Genomic DNA, 12953 nt, shown 5'->3' on the forward strand with positions numbered 1-12953 from the left:
TCTTATCCTAAACCTCTTATCCTAACCTCTTATCCTATGTACATGTGTACCTGTCGATGATTGGATATAGAGCAGGCGTCAAATATATATTCACGCATGAAATCCCTCTTTGCAGGTGTAAATCCCCTTCACTGGTGTGATTCCTGCCATGTACCGGTGCTTGGAAGACGCTGCGGCTGCGGTGGATCTGCCCGGCAGGTGGAGATCACGCCACCTGGAGATGTCCGGCCCGCCTTTCCTCAGGATATCGGGCTGATCAACAGTATATTTGAGGAGGCGTTTGGCACACCCCTTATTCCACCAGGCCATCTTGCGCTCCTGAACAAGGTCCCGGATACTGACCGGATGGAAGAGATAATCCTTGGTGGAGCGGTTGTCGGGGCGATCCGCTATCTTCCCGAAGAGAGGCGCTGGGAGGCGCTGCCCCGGATACACTCAGCTCTTCATGCCCCCCCACAGCGGGGGTATGTTGTTGTCAGTGACGATGCAGCGTCTTTTATAAGCTCCGGATCCAGTGTCCTTGCTCCGGGAGTGGTCAGGGTAGATCCCGATATCCGGAAGGGCGACGAGGTCTTTGTCCTGACTCCTGATGGTGCCTGTATCGGTGTTGGGCGTGCAAAGATGAGTGGCGATGAGGCGCGTGCAGCCACCCGCGGCCAGGTTGTCCGCCTCCGGAAGAACAGCCCGCAGACATATCTTCCTGGTGCTGCCACCTGGGAGGATGCGGTTTCTGCAAATGCCGGGATCCTCTCATCAATTGAGGGTGAATCCATCAGGTTCATCCAGGAGTGTGTGAGCGCAGAAAACCTCCCCCTCACGGTCTCCTATTCCGGGGGAAAAGACAGCCTGGCCACCCTGCTGGTGACACACAAAGCAGTCGGCCCTGTCCCCCTCCTTTTTGCTGATACGGGCCTTGAGTTTCCAGAGACAGTTGAGAATGTGCAGACTGTTGCTGAAGCCTATGGCCTCCCGGTCTATATGGCATATGGAGAAGACGGGTTCTGGGAGGGTTTTTCAAGGCACGGTCCCCCTGCAGTTGATCTCCGGTGGTGCTGCAAGGCATGCAAACTGACACCTGTCCGCGACACTATTGAGCAGGAATGGGGCAGATGCATCTCGGCAATCGGCCAGCGGAAATACGAGTCTGCCAGGCGCCGGAGGAGCAGGCGTGTCTGGCAGAATCCAAATGTCCCAAACCAGCTCTCGATTGCGCCCATCCAGCACTGGAACGCCCTGCATGTATGGCTCTATATTTTCAGGGAGAACGCTCCCTATAACAGGTTATATGAGCTTGGACTGGATCGGATTGGCTGTTACATGTGTCCGTCTACTGATCGTGCACATTTCCAGATGATCGAGAGCCGGTATCCACAACTCTGGGAAAAGTGGCGATCGGCTGTAACTGCATTTGCAAAACGATCCGGGAGATCAGAAGACTGGTTTGAGAGTGGAGCATGGAGAATCCATAAGGAACAGATCGATGACGAAGATAGCCATTATTGATTACGGGCTTGGAAATCTCAGGTCCGTATACCGGGGAGTCGAGCGTGCGGGTGCGCGATCCGTAATCACGCATGACCCGGAGGAGATCAGCGCAGCCGATTCAATCATCCTTCCAGGCGTGGGTGCGTTTTCTGAGGGGATGGGCAGGCTCTCGCCGGTTGCGCAGACCATCCTCTCACTGGCAGATAACCGTCCCCTCCTTGGGATCTGCCTTGGGATGCAGATGCTGATGGAGACGAGTGAGGAGCATGGCGATCATGCGGGACTCTCTCTTGTTCCCGGGCGGGTGCTGCGGTTTCAGCCGGCCCCGGGAATCAAAATCCCGCATATGGGTTGGAACAGAGTCTATCTGGCTGCAGAGGACGACCCCCTCTTTGAGGGTATAGAGGATGGCAGCTACTTCTATTTTGTCCATTCATACTATGTCGACTGTCCACCGGCATACCGGCTCTGCGAGACTGAGTACTCGATCCGGTATGCATCTGCTGTGAAAAACAAACGTATCTACGGGGTGCAGTTCCACCCTGAGAAGAGCAGCGAAACAGGGCTGCTGCTCCTGCAGAACTTTATTGAGATGGCGTGAGCCTGATCCCCGGGAATATTCCTTTTTGTCGAGGGGTATTTCCAGATACCTCTCTCTTCTCACGGCTTCTCGTACCGGTACCAGATGACGGCCTCATAGAGGATCAGTGCCGCAAGGACGAGGCAGCCGCCAAGGAAGAAGGCAATGACAAACTCATGCACAAACGGGGGGAGTGGTGCAGCAGTATCCACCGCCCGTTCAACTGCGGGCATTGCGTCCGGCGGCGCCCCAAGGACAACGAGGTCATCTGCATACGCATAGTGTGGCTGAAGCATTGGGAGATAGAGTGAGAGGACTGCTGTTCCTGCTATGAAGAGACCAAGCGTGGCCGCATACTTCTTCATCATGCCAATTGCGCTCTGTCTTGCCGGGGCAACGACGTAGACCTGGTTCTTCATCCCGTAGAGCTTGACTTCCCGTCCTTTTGCACTCCATCGTGTATCAACGACCTCGATGACTCCGGCATCAAGCAGGTTGCCAAGATGGTACTTTGCGGTCGTGAGGGGAATCTGCAGGTCTCCAGCCAGTGCTGTTGTGCTCTTCGGCCCCCCGGCAAGACCCCTGAGGAGATCGCAGGCAGTCGGGCTTCCCATTGCACGTGCGATCTTCTGGGCCTGTTCGTCGCCTGGTTCAAGGAATACTATATCGTCAGCCATGGAGTCTGGATTGAATTATCTCTTCTGCTTTTTGTAGTGCATCAGGGATGGCAGTCTCGTCTTTGCCTGCGCCCTGGCCAAGACCTGGTTTCCCGCCGCCCTTGCCGCCAAGGACGGCGCAGACTTCCCGTGCAAGCTCTCCGGCATTGACAGCCTCTGATCCGGATCCTGCAATGACACGTATGCCATTGTCATTTGATATGAATAATGCAACGCCATTTCGATCAGCGATACCGGTTGCAATCATAATCAGTTCTTTTCCAGGGAGATCCAGCTGGCGGATAACCACTTCGACACCGTGAACGTCATCTCCCCTGAGGTTTTCGAGCTGAAGGCCAGCAAGGCGGTTCTCAAGCTCCTCGATCTCCTTTCCACGGTCCTTCCATTCAGCAAAGAACCTGTTTACCGACTGCGGAAGGTGCTCAACCTGGACAGAGAGGGCATCTGCTGCTTCATTGACGAGATCCTGCAGGTGCTGCATCGCATAGATTGCGGCGAGTCCTGCAGAGAATTCGATCCGCTCTATCCCGTCCTGGATATGCTCGATTCTGAGTATCTTGATGATCCCGACCTCGCCACTGCTCCGGCAGTGTGTTCCCCCGCATGCCTGGACTTCAGTGCCCATCTGGACGATCCGAAGCTCTCTGCCGGGGGGGATCCCGCCCTGGTAGAGGTCAAACCCGTATTTCTGCTCGGCCCGGTCTCTCTCCTCCACCTTGATAAATATCGGGATGTTCTCCATGATCAGGTGATTAGCGGCAATCTCAATCCGTTTTGCCTCTTCAGGTGTGATATGGGTATAATGGCGGATATCAAGCCTCGCACTCTCAATTCCCTTCTGGGCTCCCGCCTGGTGGACATGAGGTCCAAGAATATCTTTACATGCGCGAAGGAGGACGTGTGTTCCGGTATGGTGGCGCATCAGTGACCAGCGCCGTTCCTCATCCACGATCCCCTTAACCCGCTCTCCGCGTTTCAGGACTCCGCCTTTGATCTTGTGGAGTATCCGGTCATTCTGGATGATGACATCATCCACCCGGACAACATTCTCTGTTGTGACGAGCGTTCCGGTATCAGAAGGCTGGCCTCCACCTTCTGGGTAGAAGAGCGACTGATCGAGGATGACATACCCGTCGAAGTAGTCGATGACGATTGCGTCGAACTCAAACTCGTATGGCCGTTCATAAAAGAGCTTCTTGGTGGGGGGGAGTTTGTCAACGCGTTCGGCATATGGGGTCATCTCAGACTCTTCCAACACCACATCTGCTTCCGAATGCATGTCAGCAATGATCGAGTCGAGATCGTCAGGCAGATCAAATGACGCTCCTTCTTTGTTCAGGATATCACGCATCATTGCCGTTGGTATCCCGTGAGATTCATAGAGCGTGATCATCTCAGAGAGGGGGACCGGTTCCTTCTTTTTGATATGGGCCTGTGCTGTCCTCTGCACCACGCGCTTTCCACGGGCTATGGTCTGGGTGTATTTCTCGGTTTCACGGTCTATAATCTCACGAACAATATCTGTCTCCTGTTCAAACCGGTCAAAGCCGATACCTTCCATATGCTGGAGGACGAGATCAGAGAGATTGTCCTCAATATCCAACTCACCAATCATCCTGAGGCTCCGCCTGAGAACAAGACGGGCAAGATAGCCTTCCCTGACATTTGATGGGATGATACAGTCGCCGAGCATGTAGGCAAGGCAGCGGGTGTGGTCGCAGAGTGCATAGATCTGTTCGAGTGGAACGATCATCTCCTCAAGTGTATCGACACTGACGCCGATTGAGTCAGCGACCTTATGTCTCAGGTTGACGAGCTTCTCTCCCCGTATATCGATGAGACCGGCGTACTTTGAATTTTTGCCAAGTATTTCAGTAAATTCAGGGTTGCCGAGGAGATTTTCCAGGCCAGCCGATCCCATCAGCTGGGAGACCATGTCTGGAAAGAGTGCGTCATAAATGGTTGGGGAGCCACTGGATGCCCAGACGAAGCGTTCAAGGCCATACCCGGTATCGACGATCCGAAGGTCCATCGGGTAGTAGTCTTTCCCATCTATCATGATCGGATCGTGATCCGTTTGTTTTCTGCCAAGGTTCATGAAGACGAGCGTGGCAACTTCCAGGCCCCCGATGAGCACCTCGACACTCGGTCCGGCATTGCCCCCGCCATACCAGGGATGCTCCTTGAATGTGACGGTGTCGAGGTCACCGCCGATTGAGGTCAGAAATTCAGCGCAGTACTCGACAGTCTCTTCTTTCCAGTAGATCTCGTCATCGTCACGGTTGAAGGTGTGATGGGCCATCATCTCAAAACAGGTGAGGTGGCGGCCGGAGCGGCCGACTGAGTCGAGATCATTTAACCTGATGCATGGCTGGGAGATGGCAAGGGGGTTTGCCGGGGGAGGGACGACTCCGCCGGTGACAAATGGCTGGAAGTCGGCAATTGATGCAATCGTCAGGTAGATATCATCACGCCACCTGGCTGCAACAGGATAGCGCTCGATTCGTGTATGTCCCCGCTCTTCAAAAAAAGAGAGGAATGTCTCTCTCATCTCATCTGGAGAATGCGGACTGAATACAGGATTACCGATGAACTGGTACGGTTCACAGGGTGCATCCCCGCACAACTCCCGATCCGGATCAAGTGTCCAGAAGGCAGCGCCACATGAGCTGCATATCCTTCGGGTAAAACCATTGACTCGGAAATATTCCAGCTCGTATTCTTCAGAAAGCATGGATAATCACGTGTTTGGTATAGGTTCTGTTCGAAGCCATATATGGTTTCTCTGTTGATCCCATCCATTTCTCCCCCAAATGCCGGGAGTATCTATCCGGCAGGAGCGATCCCGGAGATATTACGTTTTTTCGATCTCGATCGTTCTGCTTCTGGTTTCGGAGTACCAGAGATCGTATTCCTCATAGAGATCGCAGATGCTGGCGATCCGGACCGCCAGGCTGTGCCAGCAGATGCCGCCGCGATAGAGGAAATCGTCACATGTACAGAAGCCGTTCTCAACGATATATTCGGCAGTTCTCCCGACAACTACCCAGAAATCACGGTATTTCTTGACATTGCCCCGCTCTGCTGCGCGGATCGCTTTTTCGCCGCGTTCCTGGTAGGCGTGAATGAGGGATTGTTGTGCGGCATCCGAGAGGCATCCCTCGTTTTGCAGAAGAACAAATGGGTCAATCATATGAAGATGCAGCTTTCGGGGGGGTCATCGATGTAGGTCCAGCCCATCCTCCGGGAAATATCCTTTATGCCTGGAGATTCAAGGCTGTAGTGTGTCGCCTCAATGCAGGGAAGGGGGGCGATCCGGGCGTTGCTGTGTTTCATCTCAGAGGATATCAAAACATCTGCTCCAAGATCCAGTGCTTCCTGCATGAGCTCAGGTCTAAAACCCGATCCCCCGACGACGGCGATACGGCTGGTCTTCTCAATTGTGCCATAGATCCTGAGCCCGCAGCCGAGTTTCTCGAGTATCTCCTTCAGGTTCAGCCCGCAGTCGCCAACGATGCCCAGGCTCATCCGCGATCTGTTCGAAAGGCCGATCAGATCCGCCAGCGCATCATTGATCCCCCCGTCTGCATGGTCGAAGTTTGTATGCATGACAAAGAGATTCATCTCGTTGCTGAGCAATGTCCGGAGTATGCGCGCTGTTTGTCCGGTAATCCTGGTCACCGGTGTGAAGAGAGGGGTGTGATGCACGACAAGCATATCTGCCTGAAGAGCGGCAGCTGCTTCTATGACATTTTGTGTGGGATCAAGTGCGGCGCATATCTGGTTGATCTCTTCTTTTCCCTCGACAACGAGCCCGATCTTGTCGGAATCAAACTCTTCGGCACGCTCAGTAGGGGCTATCTCCTCCATAAGGCTTAGAAATGCCGAGATATTCATGATGTACTACTCTGGTTCTTGAGGGGATAGCTGTTGTGGAGAATTTTATTACTGCAAGTTATAAAGAAGAGCACTTAATAATGAGGGGAGAATATATTTTGTATGCAAAAATCCATCGAAGAGATCAATACACGAATTCGCGATGGAAGTGCCGTTGTTATTACCGCCGAAGAAATGCCGGATATCGTCTCGGAACTGGGCGAGGAAGGTGCGCTTCAGAAGGTCGATGTTGTAACAACCGGTACCTTCGGCGCGATGTGCTCATCGGGAGCGTTTCTGAACTTCGGACATTCCGATCCCCCGATCAGGATGGAGCGTGTCTGGCTCAATGATGTCGAGGCGTATGCCGGGATTGCGGCTGTTGATGCATATATCGGGGCAACCCAGGAATCGACAACCGAAAGCCTCCGGTATGGTGGTGCCCATGTTATTGAGGATCTTGTCTCGGGCAGACAGATCGAGGTTCGTGCAATCTCAAAGGGAACAGATTGTTACCCACGGAGGACAATAACCACCGAACTCCTCCTTGATGATCTGAACCAGGCGGTGATGGTCAATCCGCGGAATGCATACCAGCGCTATAATGCCGCAATCAACCGCTCTGAGCGGGTGCTGGAAACCTATATGGGTACTCTCCTCCCCCAGAGCGGCAATATCTCCTATTCAGGAGCAGGTCTCCTCTCTCCGCTTCTCAATGATCCCAATCTCTCCCTCATCGGATCGGGGGTGCCGATCTTTCTTGGAGGTGGAACCGGCGTCATCGTCGGGGAAGGCACCCAGTCTTCTCCAAAGACCGGTTTTGCAAACCTGATGGTAAGCGGCAATCTCAAAAATATGAGTCCGGACTATCTCAGGGCGGCTAGCTTCACCGGATACGGTGTCAGCCTGTATGTCGGCCTTGGTGTGGCTCTCCCGGTACTGAACCTGGATGTTGTACGGAATTGTGCGGTTCGTGACGAGGATATCATGGTTGGGATAATCGATTATGGCACTCCACGGCGCGATCGGCCGGTTCTCAGGCAGGTCTCCTATGCCGAACTCAAAAGCGGCAGTGTTTTGATCGATAGCGAGGAGATCAGGACGTCATCGATATCGAGTTTCAGCCATGCCCGGCAGGTTGCTCTTGAACTGAAAAAGGAGGTTGAAGAGGGGAGATTTACCGTTGCACTCCCAACAGTTTCAATTGACCGGGAGAAGGTAAACAGGCCGATGAGGGAGACGCGGCAGACACCGAGGGTGCAGGAGATTATGAATCCTCATGTCGTCACGATCACAGAGGATGAATCTGTTAAGACTGCGGCACGAAAACTGCTCAAAGGCGAGACAAACCATCTGCCGGTGATTGATGCAGACCAGAAACTGGTTGGGATCATCACCACCTATGATGTCTCTAAGTCTGTTCTCAGGGACGGAAACTCGCTCAAAGTCTCAGAGATCATGAGTAAAAAGGTGGTTGTGGTTGCCCCGGATGAACCGGTGGATGTCGCAGCCCAGCGGCTGGACCAGCATAATATCAGTGCACTTCCGGTGATTGATGCCAATTATCACGTCATCGGGATCTTAAATGCCGTCGATCTCGGCAAGCTGATATCGAAGAAGGGGTGGCATTCATGAAACTCTTCCTGACGATCCAGCGTGAGGTTGTGAAAAAACCTCTCATCTCACAGGTGATCCTCGAGACTGGTGTCATGATCAATGTTGAGCGGGCGCATATCGATTCAAATGAAGGGTGGGTGCTTATCGATATCCCGGAGAATGAACGTGAACGGATCATAGAGAGGTTTTCGGAGCTTGGTGTCGAGGTAAAGCAACTTGAGAATGCTGTTATCCATGATGATCACGAGTGTGTCGAGTGTGGCGCCTGCATCAGCATCTGTCCCCAGGAGGTCTTCTTCTTTGATCCCGGGTATCATCTGCAGATCGAGGAGGACCGGTGCATTCTCTGTGGCAGGTGTGTCCCCTCGTGCCCGCACCAGGCCCTCTCCATCAGGCAATGATACGTGAACATTTTGAATTCCGCCAGACGATCACAACCATCCTGGCGGATTCGAATGCAGATATAGAGGCTGCAAAATCAGGCATACTTAAAGCCCGAATGGCGGTCGAATCGGCGGTATCCGCCGATCCTTTTCTTCTCTCCACCTTCGAGCCCTATGATCCGGGATTTGATCATCCGGTGATACAGAGGATGGTTGCTGCCGGGTCTGCAGCAGGGGTCGGGCCGATGGCTGCGGTTGCCGGGACGATTGCCTGGGCAGGGGTTGAGGCGATGGCAGACGCAGGTGCCCGGTTCGGTGTTGTCGACAACGGAGGCGATATCGCGCTTTTCTCAGATCGGCCAATCAGGATCGGGATCTATGCCGGTGATCTCCGAAACCGTGCATTTCTTCTTCCTCCACAGGAGCGGATCTCTGGTGTCTGCACGTCGTCTGCAACCGTTGGCCCATCCATATCATTTGGATCTGCAGATGCGGTGACGGTCTTCTCACCTGATGTATCAGTTGCTGATGCGTATGCGACCGCACTCTGCAACCGCCTCTCTCCAGGTGATTATTCGGCATTATCTGATCTCGAAGGCTCCCCCATCACCGGAGTGCTGGCGCTCTTTGGGGAAGAGATGGTTGTCCGGGGTGAGGTCCCAGACATTGTTCAGGCAGAGGTGGATACTGATCTGATCACGCGGGGGCTTCCTGCTATTCCCCGGCTTCCGCGTACCTGATTGCAGAGGTATGGGCGTTTTTGCCCCTGAAGGTAGCAATGGTGTCGTTTCCGCACCTGATCTCCACAACCGGCGTTTCGCCATCCATCAAAAAGAAGAGTTCATAGAGATCGATCTCTTCGAGGAAGAGCCCCTTCTTCAGGCCGGATGCCGGGTGGAGGAGGAGCCGGTCTTCGATTAACAGCGGTGGCTGCGTTTGGAAGGCATAGATATAGACCTGGTACGCGTTGAGGTAGTCAGAGGTGAGGAGATCGATTCTTATATCGGCATCCAGCCCCGCGATTGCCCTTGCGAGACGGTATTCGTCTTCATCTGCGTATTCAAGGAGCTGGTCTGCTATCTCGAAGAGAGAGGCGCTTCCATTCATAAGATATATGGGAGCATTCCAACCCATAATACTCTGTGAAAGAAGAAGCGGTGGACTGGACTATCTATTGCCGGATCACGTCAGGAGCGTGTGATACGATCCCTGCGCTCAGCGAGGTAACTGGTTATCCGGAGACGGTCGTAGCAGCATCAGTTGAGCGGCTTGTCAACTACCTGCTCATAACCCATACCAATGGGACGATACGGGCGCTTGGCCTTCAGGAGATGCTTACTGCGTGCCAGATACGGTATTCTCCCGACATGCCTGTTGTCATAGAAAACGGTGTGATTAAACAAAAAAACAGGGAGTAGCCGGGATGGTCGATGTTGCAATACTCAGGATTGGTCACAGGCATGATCGTGATCAGCGTGTCACCACCCATGTCGGCTTAACTGCCCGCGCACTTGGTGCAGAGGGGATGTACCTGGCAGCAGACGACCCCGGGGTTGCCAGGAGTATCATGGATGTGGTCAGGAGGTTTGGTGGATCTTTTTTTGTCGAGAATAATATCTCCTACAAGCGCTGTATCCGGGAGTACCAGCAGGAGGGATCCGTTATCGTTCACCTGACGATGTATGGGCTTCCCATCCAGGATCAGGTTCATGAGATCAAAAAGGCTGACAGGGTGCTTGTCATCGTCGGTGCAGAAAAAGTGCCGGGTGAGGTGTATGGGCTTGCAGATTATAATATCGCAGTTACAAACCAGCCCCATTCCGAGATCGCCGGTCTGGCAGTCTTTCTCGATCATCTCTTCGAGGGAAAAGAGCTTGAGGCGTCGTTTCCGGGTGGCGAGATTGAGGTAATCCCCTCGGATCGGGGTAAAGAGATGGTGGAGCGGTGAAGGAGACGGTTCTGGTTGCCGGATATGCCACCCGTCATGTCGCCTCTTCTGCAAAGAGGGCCGGCTTCCGCGTCTGTGCAGTCGATCACTTCTGTGATCTCGACCTTGGCTGGTGGGTCGATGATTACGCTCCTTTTGAGGATCTGGCGGGTCTTCCTGCTGCTATTGAGGAGATATCCTCGAGGAACAGAATTGATCATCTTGTTCTCACATCCGGGGCTGAGGCAGCGCTCTGCCCGGGTATCCGGCGTGCCGGTACTGATCCGGGTACGGTTGCGCGGTTTCTTGACAAGATGGATATACAGCGGTTCTTTGAGGAGATCGATGTTCCCCATCCGGCGCTTGCAGGCCCTGATGACTACCCGGTGATGATGAAGCCCAGAACCGGGGCAGGCGGGTGGAGAAATGCGGTGGTGCATACGCCGGAAGAGAAAGAGGCGTGGCTAGCAGCCATTGATCTCCCCTCTATTAGCCAGCACCTGGCTGATGGCCTGCCTGCGAGTGTCTCCTGTCTCTCAGATGGCAGGCGTGCGGTTGCGGTTGCTGCAAATGAACAGATGCTCCGTGGATCCGGTGATGCAGCGTTTGGGTTTGCAGGTTCAATTACCCCATGCGATCATCCGGCAGCTCCGGAGATGATCCGGATTGCAGAGAGAATTGTTGCTGCAAGCGGGTGTGTCGGCTCAGTCGGGGTTGATTTTCTTCTCTCTGACCAGGTGGTTGCAATTGAGATCAATCCCCGGTTCCAGGCGACCCTGGATACAGTGGAGCGGGCAGCCGGGGTAAACCTCTTCTCCCTCCATATGGATGCATGTGCCAAAAGACTGCCTGAGAAGCGTCCGTTATCTTCCAGGTATGCTGCCCGGCGGATTCTCTTTGCAGACCGGGACTTTTCAATAAAATCGAACCTTGTCCGCTTTGGTGGATTTATTACTGATATACCGCCTGTTGGGACAGAATTTTTGGAGGGTGATGCGGTTGTCAGTGTCTTTGGGTACGGAGGGTCACGAAATGATGCACTCCGGATGCTGGATAACCATATTAATCTCCTGCGTCAATATATAAATTGATGGAACGCGTTGAAGAACTCCTGCAATCACCGGCGATCTGTTCATATTTCCTTCGCCTGGTTGGCGATGAGGGAATTAAGCTTCTCAGAAGGTTCCCCGATTCTGGAGAACATAGTGATGAGGAACTTGCCGAGAAGACTGAGATCAATCTGAACTCGGTCCGGCACACCCTCTATACCCTGTATGAACGGCGGCTTGCCGAGTACAGGCGCGTCAAGGATAGCGAGACAGGATGGCTCACCTATCTCTGGCATCTCCGGGTTGATAACCTGAATGCTGTTCTTGGAGAAGAACTGGAAAGAGTAAGGGAAAAGCTTGCAATTAGGCTGAAATTTGAAGAGGAGAATGATTTCTATATCTGCAAGACCTGCGGTGCGATGTTTACCTTCAATGATGCCATGCAGCATGAATTCTCCTGTACATACTGCTCCATACCACTATCCCATTTCGATAACGAGATGCTTGCAACGGCTCTCGAGCGCCGGGTACACGCTATCGATGAGACGCTCTGCTAATACCGGGTGATCCCTGGATAGTATTTCATATGAACAAACCCCTCTCTTCTTTTTCTGACTCTGCTGAACCGGCATGTCCATCAGATACTGACTGTTACAGTCTTCTGCAGCGTGCAGGGTGTCCGGGGAAGGTGATCGATCATGCGCGTGCTGTCCGCGCTGTTGCTGATCTGTTTACCGGTGATGAGGCTGTCTCCCGGTGTATTGTGGAATCTGGCGCACTTCTCCATGATATTGGACGATCAGAGAGCCACTTTCTTGACCATGCAGTCAGGGGAGGGGATCTCTGCCGTGAGCAGGGTGTTGCAAAAGAGGTTGCGCGGGTGGTTGCGTGCCACCTTGGAGCGGGGCTTTCTGCTGATGAGTGCCTGCAGCTTGGCCTTCTGCCGCGGGACTGTATGCCACATACGCTTCCCGAAAAAATTGTTGCCCATGCGGATAACCTGGTGAAGGGAACCACAGTCATTCATATCGAAGGACAACTGATGAAGAATCTGCTCATCTCCCGAAAGAAGCGGAAGAGGATGTTTCGGCTCTCACTTGAGATGGATCTCTTTTTGAAGTGAGTTTGCATCTTCTTTGAGGTATGGTTTCGGTTCTTCTCCATATTTCTGAAGGCCATTCCTATCCAAAGGTCATACTATTACATGAATAGTCTCAATTCGCTATTGTCTGACCAATATAGGTGATAAAATATTACAATATATTTTCAAATTCATACAATTTACTTCATCTTCTTCTTTTAAGCCCAACTTTGCCATTAATAAGAAATATAAGTGTTCTTAGTGATGTTTGTATCGAC

At 53.0% G+C, this 12953-nt stretch carries 15 protein-coding genes; 10 read left to right on the plus strand and 5 right to left on the minus strand.

The features are described 5' to 3' along the window. Window positions 1–96: 96 nt before the first annotated feature. Both ABCO64_RS08430 and hisH read left to right on the plus strand, forming a co-directional pair. Window positions 97–1503: a phosphoadenosine phosphosulfate reductase domain-containing protein gene (locus ABCO64_RS08430; RefSeq protein ID WP_253459541.1), complete on the plus strand. Its 1407-nt coding sequence runs from the start codon at window positions 97–99 to the stop codon at window positions 1501–1503. Next, window positions 1481–2086 (plus strand): imidazole glycerol phosphate synthase subunit HisH, encoded by a 606-nt coding sequence (gene hisH, locus ABCO64_RS08435; protein ID WP_253459538.1) that lies wholly within the window; start codon window positions 1481–1483, stop codon window positions 2084–2086. The genes ABCO64_RS08430 and hisH overlap by 23 nt, the downstream gene beginning before the upstream one ends. Window positions 2087–2145: 59 nt before the next feature. On the opposite strand, the gene ABCO64_RS08440 is transcribed toward hisH, so the two are convergent. The 4 genes from ABCO64_RS08440 to ABCO64_RS08455 all read right to left on the minus strand — a co-directional run bounded on the left by ABCO64_RS08440 (window position 2146) and on the right by ABCO64_RS08455 (window position 6639). Beyond that, window positions 2146–2742, minus strand: coding sequence for an ArsR/SmtB family transcription factor (locus ABCO64_RS08440; RefSeq protein ID WP_253459535.1), 597 nt, complete (start codon window positions 2740–2742; stop codon window positions 2146–2148). Then, a complete protein-coding gene (gene alaS / locus ABCO64_RS08445; RefSeq protein ID WP_253459532.1) occupies window positions 2735–5476 on the minus strand; it encodes an alanine--tRNA ligase in 2742 nt (913 codons plus the stop codon). Before alaS ends, ABCO64_RS08440 begins: the two co-directional genes overlap by 8 nt. 120 nt (window positions 5477–5596) lie before the next feature. After that, a complete protein-coding gene (locus ABCO64_RS08450; protein WP_253459529.1) occupies window positions 5597–5935 on the minus strand; it encodes an SWIM zinc finger family protein in 339 nt (112 codons plus the stop codon). Beyond that, window positions 5932–6639, minus strand: coding sequence for a Nif3-like dinuclear metal center hexameric protein (locus ABCO64_RS08455; protein ID WP_253459526.1), 708 nt, complete (start codon window positions 6637–6639; stop codon window positions 5932–5934). The genes ABCO64_RS08450 and ABCO64_RS08455 overlap by 4 nt, the downstream gene beginning before the upstream one ends. A gap of 102 nt (window positions 6640–6741) precedes the next feature. On the opposite strand from ABCO64_RS08455, the gene ABCO64_RS08460 reads away from it, so the two are divergent. From ABCO64_RS08460 to ABCO64_RS08470, 3 genes are read left to right on the plus strand one after another with little or no spacing between them, the layout of a single operon-like run. Continuing rightward, the gene (locus ABCO64_RS08460) at window positions 6742–8253 is read left to right on the plus strand and encodes a homocysteine biosynthesis protein (RefSeq protein ID WP_253459523.1); all 1512 of its coding nucleotides are present in this window, start codon (window positions 6742–6744) and stop codon (window positions 8251–8253) included. After that, complete coding sequence (locus ABCO64_RS08465; protein WP_253459521.1) at window positions 8250–8636, plus strand: 4Fe-4S binding protein; 387 nt, start codon at window positions 8250–8252, stop codon at window positions 8634–8636. The genes ABCO64_RS08460 and ABCO64_RS08465 overlap by 4 nt, the downstream gene beginning before the upstream one ends. Next, window positions 8633–9358 carry a UPF0280 family protein gene (locus tag ABCO64_RS08470; protein WP_253459519.1) on the plus strand — a complete coding sequence of 242 codons (726 nt, stop codon included), beginning with the start codon at window positions 8633–8635 and terminating at the stop codon, window positions 9356–9358. Before ABCO64_RS08465 ends, ABCO64_RS08470 begins: the two co-directional genes overlap by 4 nt. On the opposite strand, the gene ABCO64_RS08475 is transcribed toward ABCO64_RS08470, so the two are convergent. After that, window positions 9333–9725, minus strand: a complete 393-nt coding sequence (locus tag ABCO64_RS08475) for a hypothetical protein (protein ID WP_253459517.1) — start codon at window positions 9723–9725, stop codon at window positions 9333–9335. The genes ABCO64_RS08470 and ABCO64_RS08475 overlap by 26 nt on opposite strands. A gap of 35 nt (window positions 9726–9760) precedes the next feature. On the opposite strand from ABCO64_RS08475, the gene ABCO64_RS08480 reads away from it, so the two are divergent. From ABCO64_RS08480 to ABCO64_RS08500, 5 genes are read left to right on the plus strand one after another with little or no spacing between them, the layout of a single operon-like run. Beyond that, window positions 9761–10036, plus strand: a complete 276-nt coding sequence (locus tag ABCO64_RS08480) for a MarR family transcriptional regulator (RefSeq protein WP_253459515.1) — start codon at window positions 9761–9763, stop codon at window positions 10034–10036. Window positions 10037–10041: 5 nt separating this feature from the next. Further along, window positions 10042–10566 (plus strand): tRNA (cytidine(56)-2'-O)-methyltransferase, encoded by a 525-nt coding sequence (locus ABCO64_RS08485; protein ID WP_253459513.1) that lies wholly within the window; start codon window positions 10042–10044, stop codon window positions 10564–10566. Next, window positions 10563–11636: an ATP-grasp domain-containing protein gene (locus ABCO64_RS08490; RefSeq protein ID WP_253459511.1), complete on the plus strand. Its 1074-nt coding sequence runs from the start codon at window positions 10563–10565 to the stop codon at window positions 11634–11636. Before ABCO64_RS08485 ends, ABCO64_RS08490 begins: the two co-directional genes overlap by 4 nt. Further along, window positions 11636–12151 carry a transcription factor gene (locus ABCO64_RS08495; RefSeq protein ID WP_253459509.1) on the plus strand — a complete coding sequence of 172 codons (516 nt, stop codon included), beginning with the start codon at window positions 11636–11638 and terminating at the stop codon, window positions 12149–12151. The genes ABCO64_RS08490 and ABCO64_RS08495 overlap by 1 nt, the downstream gene beginning before the upstream one ends. A gap of 29 nt (window positions 12152–12180) precedes the next feature. Beyond that, window positions 12181–12717: an HD domain-containing protein gene (locus ABCO64_RS08500; RefSeq protein WP_253459507.1), complete on the plus strand. Its 537-nt coding sequence runs from the start codon at window positions 12181–12183 to the stop codon at window positions 12715–12717. The last annotated feature ends 236 nt before the right edge of the window (window positions 12718–12953 follow it).

This window comes from Methanocalculus natronophilus (assembly GCF_038751955.1).
In the GTDB taxonomy this organism is placed as follows: domain Archaea; phylum Halobacteriota; class Methanomicrobia; order Methanomicrobiales; family Methanocorpusculaceae; genus Methanocalculus; species Methanocalculus natronophilus.

Coding starts and splice junctions, on each gene's coding strand:
- ABCO64_RS08430 (WP_253459541.1), top strand. CDS start 97: ATGAAATCCCTCTTTGCAGGTGTAAATCCCCTTCACTGGTGTGATTCC.
- hisH (WP_253459538.1), top strand. CDS start 1,481: ATGACGAAGATAGCCATTATTGATTACGGGCTTGGAAATCTCAGGTCC.
- ABCO64_RS08440 (WP_253459535.1), bottom strand. CDS start 2,742: ATGGCTGACGATATAGTATTCCTTGAACCAGGCGACGAACAGGCCCAG.
- alaS (WP_253459532.1), bottom strand. CDS start 5,476: ATGCTTTCTGAAGAATACGAGCTGGAATATTTCCGAGTCAATGGTTTT.
- ABCO64_RS08450 (WP_253459529.1), bottom strand. CDS start 5,935: ATGATTGACCCATTTGTTCTTCTGCAAAACGAGGGATGCCTCTCGGAT.
- ABCO64_RS08455 (WP_253459526.1), bottom strand. CDS start 6,639: ATGAATATCTCGGCATTTCTAAGCCTTATGGAGGAGATAGCCCCTACT.
- ABCO64_RS08460 (WP_253459523.1), top strand. CDS start 6,742: ATGCAAAAATCCATCGAAGAGATCAATACACGAATTCGCGATGGAAGT.
- ABCO64_RS08465 (WP_253459521.1), top strand. CDS start 8,250: ATGAAACTCTTCCTGACGATCCAGCGTGAGGTTGTGAAAAAACCTCTC.
- ABCO64_RS08470 (WP_253459519.1), top strand. CDS start 8,633: ATGATACGTGAACATTTTGAATTCCGCCAGACGATCACAACCATCCTG.
- ABCO64_RS08475 (WP_253459517.1), bottom strand. CDS start 9,725: ATGAATGGAAGCGCCTCTCTCTTCGAGATAGCAGACCAGCTCCTTGAA.
- ABCO64_RS08485 (WP_253459513.1), top strand. CDS start 10,042: ATGGTCGATGTTGCAATACTCAGGATTGGTCACAGGCATGATCGTGAT.
- ABCO64_RS08495 (WP_253459509.1), top strand. CDS start 11,636: ATGGAACGCGTTGAAGAACTCCTGCAATCACCGGCGATCTGTTCATAT.
- ABCO64_RS08500 (WP_253459507.1), top strand. CDS start 12,181: ATGAACAAACCCCTCTCTTCTTTTTCTGACTCTGCTGAACCGGCATGT.